The organism is Roseibium sp. AWQ4_254 (genome assembly GCF_056161025.1).
In genome coordinates, this window is the sequence record NZ_JBSWYH010000017.1 from 78481 (window position 1) to 95244 (window position 16764).

Annotated in this window: 13 protein-coding genes; 6 read left to right on the top strand and 7 right to left on the bottom strand. The window is 60.6% G+C overall.

Annotation, left to right across the window (positions count from 1 at the left end; translation table 11 throughout):
- Positions 1 to 9 precede the first annotated feature (9 nt).
- The 6 genes from ACXAIC_RS14430 (at position 10) to ACXAIC_RS14455 (ending at position 9127) form a co-directional block, all read left to right on the top strand.
- Entirely contained in the window at positions 10 to 1335 is a 1326-nt protein-coding gene (locus ACXAIC_RS14430; RefSeq protein WP_475180394.1) for an FMN-binding glutamate synthase family protein, read from the top strand.
- A gap of 71 nt (positions 1336 to 1406) precedes the next feature.
- Positions 1407 to 2726 carry a type III glutamate--ammonia ligase gene (gene glnT, locus ACXAIC_RS14435; protein ID WP_475180400.1) on the top strand — a complete coding sequence of 440 codons (1320 nt, stop codon included), beginning with the start codon at positions 1407 to 1409 and terminating at the stop codon, positions 2724 to 2726.
- A gap of 761 nt (positions 2727 to 3487) precedes the next feature.
- Positions 3488 to 4372 carry a formyltetrahydrofolate deformylase gene (gene purU, locus ACXAIC_RS14440; RefSeq protein ID WP_475180406.1) on the top strand — a complete coding sequence of 295 codons (885 nt, stop codon included), beginning with the start codon at positions 3488 to 3490 and terminating at the stop codon, positions 4370 to 4372.
- Between the two features lie 257 nt (positions 4373 to 4629).
- Positions 4630 to 5586 (top strand): TAXI family TRAP transporter solute-binding subunit, encoded by a 957-nt coding sequence (locus tag ACXAIC_RS14445; RefSeq protein WP_475180412.1) that lies wholly within the window; start codon positions 4630 to 4632, stop codon positions 5584 to 5586.
- A 131-nt stretch (positions 5587 to 5717) separates the two neighbouring features.
- Entirely contained in the window at positions 5718 to 7514 is a 1797-nt protein-coding gene (locus tag ACXAIC_RS14450) for a TRAP transporter permease (protein ID WP_475180417.1), read from the top strand.
- A gap of 227 nt (positions 7515 to 7741) precedes the next feature.
- A complete protein-coding gene (locus ACXAIC_RS14455) occupies positions 7742 to 9127 on the top strand; it encodes a peptidoglycan DD-metalloendopeptidase family protein (RefSeq protein WP_475180421.1) in 1386 nt (461 codons plus the stop codon).
- Between the two features lie 139 nt (positions 9128 to 9266).
- Here ACXAIC_RS14455 and ACXAIC_RS14460 read toward each other — a convergent pair whose 3' ends face one another.
- The 7 genes from ACXAIC_RS14460 to ACXAIC_RS14490 all read right to left on the bottom strand — a co-directional run bounded on the left by ACXAIC_RS14460 (position 9267) and on the right by ACXAIC_RS14490 (position 16731).
- The gene (locus ACXAIC_RS14460) at positions 9267 to 10919 is read right to left on the bottom strand and encodes a methyl-accepting chemotaxis protein (RefSeq protein WP_475180425.1); all 1653 of its coding nucleotides are present in this window, start codon (positions 10917 to 10919) and stop codon (positions 9267 to 9269) included.
- Positions 10920 to 11430: 511 nt separating this feature from the next.
- The gene (locus ACXAIC_RS14465; protein WP_475180431.1) at positions 11431 to 12144 is read right to left on the bottom strand and encodes a TenA family protein; all 714 of its coding nucleotides are present in this window, start codon (positions 12142 to 12144) and stop codon (positions 11431 to 11433) included.
- An 85-nt stretch (positions 12145 to 12229) separates the two neighbouring features.
- Complete coding sequence (locus ACXAIC_RS14470) at positions 12230 to 13264, bottom strand: aspartate-semialdehyde dehydrogenase (RefSeq protein ID WP_475180435.1); 1035 nt, start codon at positions 13262 to 13264, stop codon at positions 12230 to 12232.
- 109 nt (positions 13265 to 13373) lie between these two features.
- Positions 13374 to 13523, bottom strand: a complete 150-nt coding sequence (locus tag ACXAIC_RS14475) for a hypothetical protein (protein ID WP_475180438.1) — start codon at positions 13521 to 13523, stop codon at positions 13374 to 13376.
- A gap of 130 nt (positions 13524 to 13653) precedes the next feature.
- Positions 13654 to 14403 (bottom strand): maleate cis-trans isomerase family protein, encoded by a 750-nt coding sequence (locus ACXAIC_RS14480; protein ID WP_475180443.1) that lies wholly within the window; start codon positions 14401 to 14403, stop codon positions 13654 to 13656.
- A 116-nt stretch (positions 14404 to 14519) separates the two neighbouring features.
- A complete protein-coding gene (locus ACXAIC_RS14485; RefSeq protein ID WP_475180446.1) occupies positions 14520 to 15656 on the bottom strand; it encodes a M24 family metallopeptidase in 1137 nt (378 codons plus the stop codon).
- On the bottom strand, positions 15649 to 16731 hold the full coding sequence (locus ACXAIC_RS14490; RefSeq protein WP_475180450.1) for a pyridoxal-phosphate dependent enzyme: 1083 nt from the start codon (positions 16729 to 16731) through the stop codon (positions 15649 to 15651). The genes ACXAIC_RS14485 and ACXAIC_RS14490 overlap by 8 nt, the downstream gene beginning before the upstream one ends.
- Between the last annotated feature and the right edge of the window lie 33 nt (positions 16732 to 16764).

Sequence of the window (16764 nt, forward strand, 5' to 3'; positions counted from 1 at the left end):
GACAGGACCATGGAAGAGACACCGCACACACTGCCGCGTCAGTCCAGCACGTTTTCAAACGAGATCAATTCCGAAATCCGGCGCGCAGCGGCCACAGGCATCTATGATATCCGCGGTGGCGGCGCCAAGCGGAAGGTGCCCCATTTCGATGATCTCCTGTTTCTTGGTGCCTCCGTCTCCCGCTATCCGCTGGAAGGCTACCGGGAAAAATGCGACACGGCGGTCACGCTTGGCACACGCTTTGCCAAAAAGCCGATCGAGCTGAAAATTCCGGTCACCATTGCTGGCATGAGCTTTGGCTCCCTGTCCGGTCCGGCGAAGGAAGCCTTGGGCCGGGGGGCGACCATGGCGGGCACCTCCACCACCACCGGTGATGGCGGCATGACCGAGGAGGAGCGCGGCCATTCGGAAAAACTGGTCTATCAGTATCTGCCCTCGCGCTATGGCATGAACCCGGATGATCTGCGCCGGGCCGATGCGATTGAAATCGTGGTTGGTCAGGGCGCCAAGCCGGGCGGCGGCGGCATGCTGCTGGGCCAGAAAATCACCGAACGGGTTGCGGGCATGCGTGATCTGCCGGTCGGGATCGACCAGCGTTCGGCCTGCCGTCACCCGGACTGGACCGGCCCGGATGATCTGGAAATCAAGATCCTGGAACTGCGGGAAATTACCGGCTGGGAAAAGCCGATCTATATCAAGGTTGGCGGGGCGCGGCCCTATTACGACACGGCGCTTGCGGTGAAGGCCGGGGCTGATGTGGTCGTTCTGGACGGCATGCAGGGCGGTACGGCCGCCACCCAGGATGTGTTTATCGAACATGTGGGCCTGCCGACACTGGCCTGTATCCGGCCCGCGGTTCAGGCCCTTCAGGATCTGGGTATGCACCGGGAGGTGCAGCTTGTGGTCTCCGGCGGCATCCGCACCGGGGCGGATGTGGCCAAGGCTCTGGCGCTTGGCGCCGATGCGGTGTCTATCGGTACGGCGGCTCTGGTGGCGTTGGGCGACAACGATCCCAAATGGGAAGCGGAGTATCAGGCGCTCGGCTCCACGGCCGGGGCCTATGACGACTGGCACGAGGGCCGGGATCCGGCGGGGATCACCACCCAGGACCCGGATCTGATGGCCCGGCTCGACCCGGTTGAAGCCGGGCGGCGCCTGCGCAACTATCTCAGCGTCTTGACGCTGGAGTGCCAGACCATTGCCCGGGCCTGCGGCAAGAGCCACGTGCACAATCTGGAACCGGAGGACTTGTGCGCGCTGACCATCGAGGCGGCGGCAATGGCCCAGGTGCCGCTGGCGGGCACTGCCTGGATACCGGGCTCAAACGGACTTTGACCTGCAAAACTGGCGGCGGGGGGCAACCTCCGCCTGATTTGCGACGGAACAAGACAAACAGGGGAACACCGATGACAGATCTGGCCGCCTTCGCGAAAGACAAAGGCATCAAATACTTCATGATCTCCTACACCGATCTTTTCGGTGGCCAGCGGGCCAAACTGGTTCCGGCCCAGGCGATCGCGGAGATGCAGGTGGAAGGAGCCGGCTTTGCCGGGTTCGCCACCTGGCTCGACATGACACCGGCGCATCCGGACATGCTGGCAGTGCCGGATCCGGACACGGTGATCCAGCTGCCCTGGAACCGGGACGTGGCCTGGGTTGCGGCAAACCCGGTCATGGAAGGCGAGGAAGTTGCCCAGGCGCCGCGCAACGTGCTGCGCAAGCTGATCGGGGAAGCGGAAAAGGAAGGCTTGCGGGTCAAGACGGGTGTGGAGGCCGAGTTCTTCCTCCTGACCCCGGAAGGCGACCGGATTTCCGATCCGGCGGATGTGGCGGAAAAACCCTGCTACGACCAGCAGGCAGTGATGCGCCGCTATGACGTCATCTCCGAGATCTGCGACTATATGCTGGAGCTGGGCTGGGGCCCTTACCAGAACGATCATGAGGACGCCAATGGCCAGTTCGAGATGAACTGGGAATTTGACGATGCGCTGGTCACCGCCGATCGGCATTCCTTCTTCAAGTTCATGGTCAAATCGGTTGCCGAAAAGCACGGCTTCCGCGCCACATTCATGCCCAAGCCGATGGAAGGGCTGACCGGCAATGGCTGCCATGCCCATGTCTCCGTCTGGGATCTGGATGGCAAGACCAACGCCTTTGCCTCCACCGATGGCCAGGGGCAGACAGGTGAGGTGGGTCTGTCCCAGCAGGGCGCCCATTTCCTGGGGGGGATCATGAAACACGCTACGGCCTTGGCCTCGATCACCAACCCGACCGTGAACAGCTACAAGCGTATCAACGCGCCGCGCACCCTGTCCGGGGCAACCTGGGCGCCGAACACGGTGACCTGGACTGGAAACAACCGCACCCATATGGTGCGTGTCCCCGGCCCTGGCCGGTTTGAACTGCGCCTGCCGGACGGAGCGGCGAACCCCTATCTGCTGCAGGCGGCCATCATCGCGGCGGGTCTCTCCGGCCTGCGCAGCAAGGCCGATCCGGGCCCGCGCTACGACATCGACATGTATGCAGAAGGCCATAGGGTGACAGACGCACCAAAACTGCCGCTGAACCTTCTGGATGCGATCCGGGCACTGGACGCCGATGGCGAGTTCAAGGCAATGCTTGGCGAGGCTTTTGCAGCCTCTTACATGAAAATGAAACAGCAGGAATGGAATTCCTTCGTGTCCCATTTCTCCCATTGGGAGCGCGAGCATACGCTTGATATCTGAGGCTTAGAAGACCTAAGCCTTACGCTTCTCCGGATCCCGAATTGTCAGAGAGGCCTTTGTCCGGGTGCTCAAGCTGCATGTGCCCGGTGCCTCCGTGACCGAGCAGACGGATGGTTGGGTGATTGTTGAAATCACCGCTCCTCAGGGGGATAGAGCCTGTGCTGCGCCTTCTGGAATGGCTGGTGGACCTTGATCCGGACAGTTTTGGCGCGCGGGCAGGGCAACCTGCACCGGCCTTGAGCATATGATCGTTTTCTGATCCGCCGGGCGCCGGATCGGCCGGCGGTTCTTGGCATGCGCTTGCAACGGCAGCGGCGCCATTGGCGTTGCCGGGGCCGTGCACATCCTCCTTCAGGCGATCCGCAATTTCAGCGCGGTTGTGTCGTAAACGGAACAGGACACGCGCTGAAACCGGCTTGCGGACGCCTTCGAAAGAATGACAGAACGGATGCGGATTTGGTCAGGCGCTGGCTTTATACCAACCTGAACACATAAGACCGTATTGGATGGTTTTTTCAGCTTCTCCGGCAAGGAAAGGCGCAGACCGGCCGTGTTGGCCGGGCAAGCGGCGTGACACAGCCCGGCGGGCCTGAAAAAGCCTCCGGAGGCCATGACATGAGAGTGTTCCGCCCTGTCGCGCGTCCTGGACGATCCCCGCATCGCCCTGTGACACGCTCCTTGCTGAACCCGCGCATGTAACAGCCCAATTGGTCTTTGTTGTTCAGGTTGGTCTGAGGCCAGCGGCTTGAAAGGAGATGGACATGAACACCTTTACGTTGACAGTTACCTGCCCGTCCCGGCGCGGCATCGTGGCCGCCATTTCAAGCTATCTGGACGAGCAGGGCTGCAATATCACCGACAGTTCCCAGTTCGACGACAGCGAAACGGGTAATTTTTTCATGCGGGTCAGCTTTCTGTCCGAACTCGGGGCGGATCTTGAAATGCTGGAGGCTGGATTTCAGAAGGTCGCCGAAGGCCTCTCCATGACCTACATGTTCCATGATGAGAGCACCAAATTGAAGGTCATCATCATGGTCTCCCGGTTCGGCCATTGCCTGAACGACCTGCTCTACCGCTGGCGGATCGGGGCCCTGCCGATCGATATTGTGGGCGTGATCTCAAACCATCTGGACTACCAGAAACAGGTGGTCAACCACGACATCCCTTTCCACTATATCAAGGTGACCAAGGAAACGAAGGTGGCCGCCGAAGCGCAGCAGATGGCCATCATCGAGGAGACCGGCGCCGAACTGATCGTGCTCGCCCGCTACATGCAGGTTCTGTCCGATGAGATGTGTCAGAAAATGTCCGGACGGATCATCAACATTCACCACTCCTTCCTGCCCAGCTTCAAGGGGGCCAATCCCTACAAGCAGGCTTATCAGCGCGGCGTGAAGCTGATCGGGGCGACGTCGCATTATGTGACGGCCGATCTGGATGAGGGCCCGATCATCGAGCAGGACACGATCCGCGTGACCCATGCCCAGAGCCCGAATGACTATGTTTCCCTCGGCCGTGACGTGGAAAGCCAGGTTCTGGCCAGGGCAATCCATGCCCATATCCACCGGCGGGTGTTTTTGAACGGCAACAAAACCGTGGTCTTCCCGGCCTCTCCGGGCTCCTATGCGTCCGAGCGCATGGGTTGAGGCGGCTTGTCTGATCTGGCGGGCCTGGATCAGGAGGGCAGGACCAGGGGAAGCCCCGACGGATTGTCAGCAAACTGCCCTTGTCGGGACGGACCAAATGCGCTGAAAAGCTTTGGGAAAAAGCCGTTGTGTCGCCGCAGCGCGGGAAATACACTTATGCGCCGGTTGATCAAGACCGGATCAAGAGGCGTCGGCCAGCGTCCCTTCGGGGTCTGGGCGGCGCGTTTTGTCATAAAAGAGATTTATAGGGAGCCCCCATGACATCCAAGTTTCTCACGCTCGCCGCCGGGCTGGCCTTGACCTTTGCCGCCTCCAGCGCCCATGCGGAAACGCGCATCACGTATAAATCCGCCAAGTCCAGCTCGTCCTATTACCAGATGGCTGTCCAGATAGCCGAGGCGGTCAAGGAAGGCAGCAATGGTGAGATGATCGTCACCGTGGAAGAGAGCCAGGGCTCGGTTCAAAATGTCATGGAAGCCCGGGCCCGTGGCGCGGATTATGTGTTCACGACGCCGCCGGTTCTGGTGAAGCTGGCCCAGGGCGGCAAGGCGATGTTCGAAGGCAAGGGCAGCCCTAAATTTGACGAGATCCGGGCCCTGTTCCCGATCCCCTCGCTGACCATGCATTTTGTTATGTCGGACAAAAGCGGCGTAACGGATTTTTCCGGGCTGGAAGGCAAGACGCTGCTGCTCGGGAAAGGCTCTTTCGGGGCCCGCGAAGGCGAAAAATACCTGAAGCTGTTTGGCCTTGAAGGCAAGGTCGACCTGGCAGAGGTGGAACTGTCCAATGCGGTGGCCGCACTCAAAAACGGGCAGATCGACGGGTTCGTGACAGCCGGGTCCTGGCCGGCGCCGAATGTGATCGAGGCGGCCGCCTCGACCGGTGTAAAGGTTCTGTCTCTTTCAGATGACCAGATCAGCAAGTCCAAGCGGGCCAAGCTGGTCATTCCGGCCGGAACCTATGCGGGCCAGAGCGAAGACATCACCACCACGTCCCTGCCGGTGGTGGCGTATACGACCACGGCCATGGATGACGACACCGCCTATGCGCTGACCAAGACCTTCTGGGAGCAGAAGGCGGAAATGGGGGCAGAAGCCCCGTGGTGGAACGGTGTCGATCAGGGACTGATGGCCAATATCACCGGCAAGATCCATCCGGGGGCCGCACGCTACTATGAGGAAGCCGGGATCGCGCTGACCGACGCGCAGAAATAATCTGTCCGCATCCCATCGTGTAAAGGTCTGGCCTCTTGGGCCGGTCCTGCAGCACCGGGTCATTGCCCGGTGCTGCCCCGTCTTCTGAGAGCCGTTGCTCCGGCCCGCCCGCGCCAGTTTCGAAAATTCAAATGATGCTCAACAGCGATCCCGCACAGACGTCCGCCGCGCGCATGGCCATGCTCGGCCTTGCCATCGCCCTGGTGGTGTTTCACCTGGGGCTGATCTTTTCCGGTCTTGTGCCCAATCTCGTCAGCCGCCCTCTTCATCTGGCCCTGGCCCTGCCATGGATCTTTCTGTTTACCGGAGGCGGGCTGGCAACGCGGGTCAGCGGCGCGGTTTTGTGTCTGGCCGGTGTGTCCGCCTGCCTCTGGATCGCAGGCCATCAGAACAGCCTGTCGGACCAATACGGCTTTCTGGAAGGGGACTTTCAGATCCTTGTTGCCGCGGTGCTTCTGGTCACGGTTCTGGAAGCCGCGCGCCGGGCAATCAGCTGGCCCTTGCCCACCGTCGCCCTGCTGGCGCTCGCCTATGGGTTCTTTGGTCAGCATATTCCGGGGGAATTCGGGCATTCGGGCACCCCGGTGGCCAGTTTCCTCGGCACGCTCACTATTGCGGAAGGCGGGATCTGGGGGCCACTCACCGGTGTCTCCGTCAATGTGGTCGCGATTTTCGTGATCTTTGGCGCCGTTCTCAATGCGGGTGAGGCCGGGCAGGGCTTCATGAACCTGGCCGCTGCCGCTGCCGGACGCCTGAAAGGCGGCGCGGCCAAGGTGTCTGTTTTGTCCTCGGCGCTGTTCGGCTCGATCTCCGGATCGGCCTCGGCCAATGTGGCCTCCACCGGTGCGATCACCCTGCCTGCCATGACACGGCTTGGCTATCCGAAACGGCTTGCCGGGGCGGTGGAAGCTGTCGCGTCCTCCGGCGGCCAGATCATGCCGCCCCTGATGGGGGCCGGGGCCTTTGTGATGGTGGAACTGACCCGGGTCCCCTATACCCAGATCATGATGGCCGCGCTCCTGCCGGCGGTGCTGTATTTCTTTGCCGTCTGGGTCGGCATCAACGCCTATGCGCGCAAATTCGATCTGGCGGCCCTCTCGCGCGACGAGCGCCCGGACCTTCGCCGGGTGGCGGTCACCTCCGCGTTTTTCCTGGCGCCGTTTCTCGTCCTGCTCTATGGCATGTTCATCGCCCGGTTCACCCCTCAATACGCTGCCTGCCTGGCCATTGTCGCCGGATTTCTGTTGTTGTTTTTCAATGCCTCCGGCACGTTCAACCGGCCGCAGATCCTCGCCCGGCTGGAAACTGCGGTTTTGACGGCAGCCCGGCAGGTGTCGGTCATCGCCTCCATCATCGTCTGCGCGTCGATTATTGTCGGCGTCCTGTCGGTCACCGGGCTCGGGGTCAAGATCACCTCGCTGATCCTCTCCGGATCCGGAGGCCTGTTATGGCCGTCGCTGCTTCTGACGGCGCTTGCCTGTCTGTTCCTCGGCATGGAAGTGCCAACGACCGCCGCCTATGTGATCTGCGTGTCCGTCGCCGGGCCTGCCTTGATCCAGCAGGGGCTGGATCCACTGCAGGCGCATCTCTTCGTGTTCTGGTTCGCGCTGATTTCCACGATCACGCCCCCGGTCTGCGGCGCCGTTTTCATTGCCGCCGGTATGATCGGCGAGAACTGGCTGAAAGTGGCCCTGACGGCCATGGCGCTCGGAATCGGCCTTTACATCATCCCCCTGGCGATGATCGCCAATCCCTCCGTGATTGCGCTGGCAAACAGCCCGCTGGCCGCCCTTGCGGCCATGGCGAAGATCGGAGTGGGGCTGAGCCTGATTTCCTATGGCGTCATCGGTTTTGAACGGCCCTTTGCAAAACTCGCCGCCATTATTGCTGGCGCGGCAGCGATCTTTGTGCCGGTCGCGGGGCTGTGACCCGGCGCGGAGGGCGGGGCCGGGCTCGCCATGCGGGGGTTTTTCAAAAGACTGAAACGCGGCGCATTTGCATGCCATAGATTTGCCTCAAAGGCCGCGCCAAGCTCTGGAGATCCAGCAACAGGTTGGGTCGAGACGAGTCTGGCGTTGCCGACAGATGTGTCGGCTTGCGCGCTGTGCGGAGGTGTGGAATGGGGCAAGGGCTGGCGGGCTTGGTATGCAGCATCTTGGCGGTTTTTGTAACAGCGTTGCCCGGGATTGCCGCTGATCGCGGGCTTGAGGCTTTTATACCGGGAGGCGCGATTTCCCGGCCCTTCGCTGGCAGCCACAGGGGCGTGGATGTCGCCGCTCCGGTGGGGACCCCCATCCATGCACCGGAGGACGCGGTGGTGCTTCAGGCAACGAATCTGTTCCGGGACCAGCCGCTCTACGGCAAGGCCGTGGTGCTGGAATTTGATGGAGGGTTGCAGGTCTGGGTCACGCATTTGAACGCCTATTCGGTCAAAAAAGGCGATCATCTGTCCAAAGGCGAGGCGTTTGCGACTGTTGGACCGGCGCCCGTGGGCAAACGGGCGCATGTTCATATTGAAGCGCATCTATCTGTGGGCGGATTTCAATTCCGGGTCGATCCTGCTTCCAAGTTTTCCTTTCTCTGGGATGGCAAAACACCGATTCAAACGGATGCGGAAGAGTTCTACCGTTCCGCTCAGCTTGTGCCCTATCAAAGCTACGGCACGGATACGATTGCGGAGATCTATGAAGGCTCCTGGCAGCACGACCCGGTAGACCTCTCAGGTTTACTGTTTCTGCCCGATGGCGACGGACCGTTTCCGGTGGTGGTCCTGCAGCATGGCAGCGGGTTTCCATCCGGGCTTGACGGCTGGTGGCGAGCGATTGTGCCGGAGCTGACAAAAGCAGGGATCGGTGCCTTCATTGCGGACAGCTACAGCGGCCGGGCTCTGGCGCAGACGACCCGCAACCAGGCGCTGCTGCCACGTGCAGCTCGGGCGGTTGACGTGTTCATGGCCCTGAACACCCTGGCGAAATTGTCTGAGGTTGACCCGCGAAGGATCGGAATCACAGGCTATTCCTCTGGGGGGCGGGTGGCAATTGACGCTGCTGATGAGCGTATCGCGCGGGCCTTGTCCGGTCCGGATTTACGCTTTGCAGGGCACCTGCCGGTCTATCCGTCCTGCACCTTGCTGGAAGACCCGCTCATGACCGGCGCGCCGGTCCGGTTTCTGCTGGGAGAAGATGATGACTACACGCCCATTGGCCCGTGTTTGCAGCTGGCCGAGGAACTGAAGGGCATCGGTCTGGATGTGTCTCTGCGCCGCTTTGAAAATGCCGGACATGGCTTTGTGCGCAACCGGGTGACCTATATTCCGACGGCCCAGACGGCACGTGGCTGCCCGGTGGCCACAGTCACAAAGGACGGTTATCTCACGGTTGATGGCATTTCCGATAAGGAAGGCGGCTGGGCGTCCTACGTCAAAGCCGTCATGAAACATTGCGGTACGCGGGGCGTTCACCTGAAGGGAACGGCAGAGAGCCGCCAGAGGGCACTTGATGAAACGGTTGGCTTCTTCAAGGACGTCTTTGAAAACGGCTGATACATAGCGTAATTCCGCTATGTAAAATATCAATCACATTTGATAGAGCGCCACCTGATGGGGTTTTCCAACTTGCAGGCAAGGCGGGGTGTGCAAGGCGTTGCGGCCGGCGTTGAGCGCCGGCCGCGAGGTCTCGGGGTCAGGCCGCAGCGACATTTTTCAGGAAGGTTTCAACTTCCTGCTGCAGCTCTTCGGTACGGGAGGACAGAAGGTCCGAAGCATCCAGTACCGACTGGGAGGACTGGGAGGTGTCGTTGACCGTGCCGGACAATCCGGACATCCGCGACGACACGAAGGTTGTGCTTTCGGCCGCCTTCTGCGCGTTCTCTGAAATCTCCCCGGTGGCGGCGCCTTGCTCGTTCACGGCTGCGGCAATGGTGCTTGTGTAGGAATTGACCTCTTCCATGATCGTGGTGATTTCAGCAATGGCGCCGACGGATTCCTTGGTGGCGTCCTGGATGGCGGTAATCTGCGCGCTGATTTCTTCCGTTGCCTTGGATGTCTGGGTCGCCAGTTCCTTCACCTCGGCTGCAACAACCGCGAAGCCTTTGCCCGCTTCGCCTGCGCGGGCCGCCTCGATGGTGGCGTTGAGGGCCAGAAGGTTGGTCTGTTCGGCAATCGCCTGGATAAGGGTAACCACCTCGCCAATCTTGGAGGCGGAGGAGGCAAGGCCTTCAACCTTTTCGTTGGTGATGCGGGTGCCTTCGGTCGCCCGGTCGACGACTTCCGTTGTCTGCGCCACCTGACGGGAGATTTCGCTGATGGAAGCGGACAGCTCTTCCGCGGCGCTGGCAACGGTCTGAACGCTCGAAGTTGCATCGTCCGCAGAGTTGAGCGTTTCGACCGCGCTGGAAGCACTTTGACCGGACAGGTCGGTCAAGGTGCCGGCGGTTCCCGCCAAATTCTGGACCGTGTCGTTGACGGAGGTCAGCACTGCCGAGACATTGGTGCGGAAGCCTTCGATCAGGTGCTGAATAGTGCTCTGCCGGTCGGCTGTTTCACTCTCGCTGTGCCGCTGTTTCTCCGTCAGGAGGATCCGTTCTTCGGCCCTGGTTTTCAAGGTCGCGACGGCCTGGGCCAGAGTCCCGATCTGGTCGCTGCGCTCCATGAAGGGGATGTCGCTTTCCAGATTGTCCTGGGAAATTTGCGATGTGATATCCGCAAGCCGGGTGACCGGCCGGAGCTGCTGGCGGATGGCGAAAACCAGCAGCAGGACCGAAATCAGGACAACAGGCAGGGCCAGCATGGTATAGCGGCTCATCAGGCTCCAGACATTCGCCTGAACCTGGGCCTTTTCGACACCGGCATAGAGAATCCCAAGTATCTCTCCCGTACCGGAAAAGATCGGCTTGTAGACGGTGAAATAATCTTTGCCGAGGATCGTTGCCTGCCCGTGGAAGGTCTTGCCGCTGGTCACCACCGGATAAACAGCGCCTTTTTGTCCAAGGGGGGTGCCAACCGCCCGTTTGCCGTCATTCTTGATGATGTTGGTGGTCTTGCGCCAGAAATCTTTCGTCTCAGGATCCCATGCAAAGACGGTGGCCGTTTCTCCGGTCATCCGTCCGATGCTGTCGATCATGTCATGACTTGTGAACTCCGGGATGCCGGCCAGTTCAATGCGGGACACGTTCCCATCGGAGGTCCAGGAAATGTTGGCGCCGTCTACGCGTTCCTGAAAAATCGTTGCGGCAACGCGCAGGTTTACATCCTGCTTCTTGAGCGCGGCCGTGTTGGCCTGGCCCATGGCAACTTCATACAGAATGAACCCGACGACAAGCATCGAGAGTGTCAAGACACCTGCTGATACGAAGGCCAGCGTTGACGTAATGCTCAGACGAGCGAATAAAGTCCTCATCACAATCCCTCACGAATCCTCTCTCGCCGGGAGCTTACGTAGTTTTTCGTAAATTTTTTGAAAAAAACTTTGAGTATCAAAGTGACGGCTCTCTAATTTTATATCGTTTGAAATGAGTTAAAATTCCTTTCTGATATCGTTATTTATGTCAATAAATTATAGGAATATATAAAGTTACGCAGTGTTTCTAAGGAAAACGGATGGTTTTTGCGGTGTTGGAAAATTCTAATACATAGCGGAATTCCAATGGTCGCTTTCCTTCCACGCCTCCTCGGGCCTTTGCCACGATACTCCGTCTTACTCAGGAGAGTGGCTGCCGGAATTGCGCTATGTTCAAAACCCGGCGGCTGACCTGCATAGACTGGCCCCGCGCAGGCGAAGGGGGGCAAAGACATTGGAACTGGATTTCAAGCCGTGAAAGGCAGGCCGCAATGAAATGCGGCTTGCTTTAAATGGATGCGTCGCCTGTCCAGGCGGTCTCGAAAAAGGCGGCTTCCAGAAGGCTCATCTTCTTGAAGAACTTCGCCAGCCGGTCCTGATCTTCGAGTGGCAAGGCCGGTCCGATCCTGTCGATCTCATTCCTGATCCAGGTCACAAAGGCTTCAAATCCGGGCGTCGCATGCAGTTCGATCCATTCGGAAAGGTAGAACGCCGCGGGCAGAGGGGGCTTGTATTCGCGCTGCGCCCAGGTGAGATAGCACCACTCGGCGCAAAGCAGGCAGGTCAGGCCTTCCGCGTAAGTGCCTTTGCCGGAGGTTGTCAGAAGTAGGTCGGCAAAGGCCCGTGTGACGGGCCCCTGGGCCGCTTGCTGATAGACTTGCGGATCGACCCCCAGCGCCTGAAAGGCACGCAGAAAATAATCGTTTTCGTCCGAGGTCAGCACCGCCAGAAACCCGGCGAGCCGGGATTTGGCTGGCTTATCAGGCGCTTTCGCGACCAGGTATCCAAGCGTTGAGGCCAGATCCGTGACGAAAGTGTAGTCCTCGAGCAGATAGCGGATATAGGCCTCTTCGGGCATCGAACTGTCGCCAATGGCGCGGGTGAAGGGATGCCCGGTCGCGCTGGTCCAGTGTGGTTCGGCTTTTGCGGTGAGCCAGCTGGTAAAGCTGGCGTCAGAGTGAAGCGTAAGAAAATCCTGAAAGGAGCCGTGAAAGGGGGGCATTGGCAAGCCGCAAGCCGCTTTGGGGCTGTGAAAGGAGAAGAATAAGGGAAAGGGGCAGGCGCCTGCAGGCGCCTGCCGGACCGCGTCAGGCCGCAGCCTTTTTCGGCGTGATCAGGCCCCGGTTGACCAGAACCTCAGCGATCTGAACGGTGTTGAGGGCCGCACCCTTGCGCAGGTTGTCGGAAACGACCCAGATGTTGAGACCGTTTTCGACGGTCGCGTCTTCGCGGATGCGGGAAATGTAGGTCGCGTCTTCGCCGGCAGCCTCATACGGCGTCATGTAACCGCCGTCCTCGTGCTTGTCGATAACGAGGCAGCCCGGGGCTTCGCGCAGAATGCTGCGGGCCTCGTCCGCCGTGATCTCGTTTTCAAACTCGATATTGACGCTTTCCGAATGGCCGATGAACACCGGAACCCGAACGGCCGTGCAGGTAACCTTGATGGCCGGATCGAGCATCTTCTTCGTCTCGGCCAGCACTTTCCATTCTTCCTTGGTGTAGCCGTCTTCCATGAAGGTGTCACAGTGCGGAATGACGTTGAAGGCGATCCGCTTCGGGTATTTGTTCGGCTCGATCGGGTCGTTGACGAAAACGGCACGGGTCTGGTTGAACAGCTCTTCCATCGCTTCCTTGCCGGTGCCGGATACAGCCTGATACGTGGACACGACAATACGCTTGATCCTGGCATGATCGTGCAACGGCTTCAGCGCGACCACCAGCTGCGCGGTGGAGCAATTCGGGTTTGCGATGATGTTCTTCTTGGTGAAATCGACAACGGCATCGGCGTTCACTTCCGGCACGATCAGCGGCACATCCGCGTCATAGCGCCAGGCCGACGAGTTGTCGATGACGACACAGCCCTTGGCGCCGATCTTCGGAGCCCATTCCTTGGAAACCGTGCCGCCGGCGGACATCAGGCAGATATCGGTGTCTGAGAAATCATAATTCTCAAGCGCCTGAACCTTCAGTGTCTTGTCGCCGAAGGAAACTTCAGTGCCTTGTGAGCGACGAGAGGCGAGTGCAACCACTTCGTCGGCCGGAAAGCCGCGCTCATCGAGAATATCCAGCAGTTCGCGGCCAACATTGCCGGTGGCGCCTGCAATTGCGATCTTGAAACCCATTTTCGGTCTAGTCCTTGTCCGTCTCCCCGCTTCGCCAGCTGCCCGGATCGGATGGGCTGGCCGGCTTCCGGCGCCTCCCATCCCCGGGGAGGCGGGATGAGCGGCTCCGTTAGACGGTGGTCTTGGCGGTGGTTTTGGTCGTTTTGGTCGTGCGTTTGAGATCGGTCGCGGCAGCCGAACGGGTCCCGCCGGGCAGGAACGCTGCGCTGGCAAGGGCCTTGGACATGATATCCAGAATGTCGGCAGGAAGCCGGGTCATCGGAAGCTCGCAATCGTCAAAACGTGAGACGGCGGAGTTTTTGCCCGGAAATGGCTGGAAGTCAACATGGAATGCTGAGAAAGCGCTCTTTCACGGCATTCACTCCGTCAAGCTGGAAGCGCCGGGGCCGTCAGGACGAAAACAGCCGGCCCGGTCCGCATCCTTGTGTTGGAAGACCGGCCAGCTGCAGCATGTGCCAGGCAAGGGCCAGATTTGAGCTGATCACCGGCTTGCCGATGGCGCGTTCGCAGTCCTCAATGACTGAAAAGCTGCGCAGATTGGTGCAGGAGGCGAAGACCGCATCAATGGTCTGGTCCCGGCCAAGGGCCTTCACGGCTTCGAAGACGGACGCCGGAGAGATCCGGGCAACAACTTTCTCTTCGGCCTGCCCGAAAGTGCCGACAGAGACCGGGTCGATACCCTGGCCTTTCAGCAGGCCGCAGACCGCATCCGTGACCGGCGCAATATAGGGGGACACAAGGGCGATGCGGCGCGCGCCCTGATAGGTGAGGGCTGCGATGACTGCACGGGCCGGATCGGTCACGGCGGCGTCCGGGTGGGCCGTGCGGATGGCAGCTGCGACCGCATTCGAGCCGATCAGGGTGGAGGCGGAGGTACAGCCATAACCGATCACGTCCAAAGGACGGTGCCCCGGCAACAGGGCGGCGGCACTTGCCAGATGGGTTTTCATCTCCATCAGCGTCTCGGTGGTTACGTCCGGGGCACTGGCAATGCGGCTGTGATAGAGGCTGCCCCCTTGGCGCAAGAGAAGCGGGCTGACCTCCGCTTCAAGCGTCTCGTCCGCCTGAAGCACGATCAGGCCAAGGGCCGCTGCGCGGGGCAGTCCGCCATCACATTCGAAATCCAGCATCCTGACCATTGCAAATCCTCCTCAGAGCAAATTGCGGTTGATTGTCTTTGTCTTTCACTGCCTGACAATCAGAGATCTCTACGCAAAAGACAAAGCAGTTTGAATCCGAGTGCGCGCGACACACTTTAGATAACCGGGATATCAGGACCGGTCCGTTCGCTTAAAAAATCCGGCGGGCCATCGCGCAAAACGATGTTCTCTTCATGCACCAACATTTTTCCCGGGCCTAAGGTCAGGCTTGGCTCCAGCGTCAGCACCATATTTTCGCAAAGCTCTGTCTGGTCAAACGGGGTGAGAGACGGGCCTTCGGTGAGCTGCAGGCCGAGCCCGTGGCCGAGACGGCCCACATCGCCACCGCCCGCGCCGAGACTGTCCGCCATGGCGTGGTAAAGATCGGCGCATGTCTTGCCGGGCCGGGCAATGGCTGCCGCCGCCGTGACGGCGTCTACGAGCCGTTCATGGGCGCTGCGGACCCTAGGGGAGGCCTGGCCAAGGGCAAAATTGCGGTCAAAATCGCAGAAATAGCCGGATGTGGTTGCGCCGGTATCGAGCATGAAGACATCGCCCTCCGCCAGTGTCTGATCTGTCGGCGGGGAAATCACATCGCCATAGCCGCCAGCGCCCGCGCCGCCAACAAGATAGGGCACGTCATCAGCGCCCTGGGTTAAAAGCTCGATCCGGAAGGCCCGGAAAGCGTCTTTTAACGTCTGGCCCTCGTGAAAAAGGTGCGGGGCCTTGGCAAAGGCACGCGATGCACTGGTGCAACTTTCCCGGATCAGCGCGATTTCCGGCTCTGACTTGACCAGCCGCAGCGTCTGGAGCAGGCCGGATGCGTCCTTGAAGGCCACAAAGGGGAGGCGGGCTTGCAGGGTCAGAAAGTCTTCAAGGGGCATGCGCAGCATGCTTTCCGGTCCCATGGGCAGGCCGACCCGGGCGAACGGGGTCAGTGCTTCTTCAAGCAGGCGGAGTTCCTCCCTGCTTGGATGGGGTGAGGCGAAAAGGCGGATATCGTCAATCCAGGTGGAGGCCATCAGCTGGGCGCCAATCTGCGGAATGACGGCCACCGGCTTGCCGCTGCCGGGCACAATCAGGAACCAGGGCCGGGTCGGGCTTTGCCAGAACAGGGTTCTGAAACCGGTGAAATAGCGGATCTCCGCTTCGGCGGTCAAAAACAGGGCGTCCAGCCCCTGCGCCCGCATGGCGCGTTGGGCCCGCTCCGTGCGCGCGGCAAATTCACTCTCTGGAAAATCCGGCTCAGACATCTTCCGGACCTTCAGAGAGGTAACAGAGCGCGCGGGAGGTTGCCTCTAGTCTCAAGGCCTCAACGTGGCCTGCTGCGTGGCGCAGCGCAGCGAGGCCAGCGGCGCCGGAAGGGGTGGTCTCAAGGCCGTTTTGCGCAAGCCAGGCGACTGTGTCTGCAGCTTCCTCTTCTGAAACCGTCAAAAAGGCATCCGCTTCCCGGGCCAGATAGGTCAGGGCCAGATGTGAGGGCTCCTTGCAGTCGAGGCGCCCCATGGAGGAGACCGGACCGCCAGCTTTCACCGGACGGCCTGCGGCAATGCTCGCCTGAAGCGCGGGGGCTGCCTCCGGTTCAACAATCACGATGGTGACACCATCCCCCCAACTCTGGCGGGCACTGGCCGTGCAGGCGGCAGCCAGGCCGCCGACACCGGCCTGCAAAAACACATGGGTGGGCGGTTCTGCGATCTGCCGGGCGATCTCCTCACCCATTGTCAGATAGCCTTCCATGACATCGCGGCCGGGTGCGGTCATGCCGGGCCAGGTACTGTCAGACAGAAGCTGCCAGCCCTTGTCTTGCGCCGCCTGTTCGGCCGCTGCCATGCTGTCTTCGTAAAGGGCGCCTTCGCGCACCACCTCGGCCCCCCGCGCCCGCAGCCGGTTTGCAAAGGCGTCCGGGACGGTTTCGGCAACATAGACCACCGCCTTAGCTCCGAAAATGCGGGCACCCTCGGCAAGGGACAGGCCGTGATTGCCCGCGCTGGCACAGACAAAGGTCGTGTCCGTTAACGCACTGCCCGCATCCGGGGCTGGCTGGCTTCGGGATCTGTCGTGGGACTGTTTCGCAATTGCATATGAGGCCCCAAGGGCCTTGAAACTGCCAAGCCCGAGCCGGTCGCGTTCGTCCTTCAGATAGAGCGCGCCAATGCCAAGAGCTGCGGCAAGATCGGGGCGGGTCAGCAGAGGGGAGGGGGCAAGGCCTGTGGCGGATTTGAAAAAAGCGCTGGCCGGACCCTGGCTCAGAGAAATCTCACCCGTTGCCAGGCCATCGGCCGGGTCCAGGCCTTTGCCGCGCCAGCTGTTCCCTAATATGTTCATGCCGTGTCCTTCTTTTGCGGGCCCCAGTGTGTG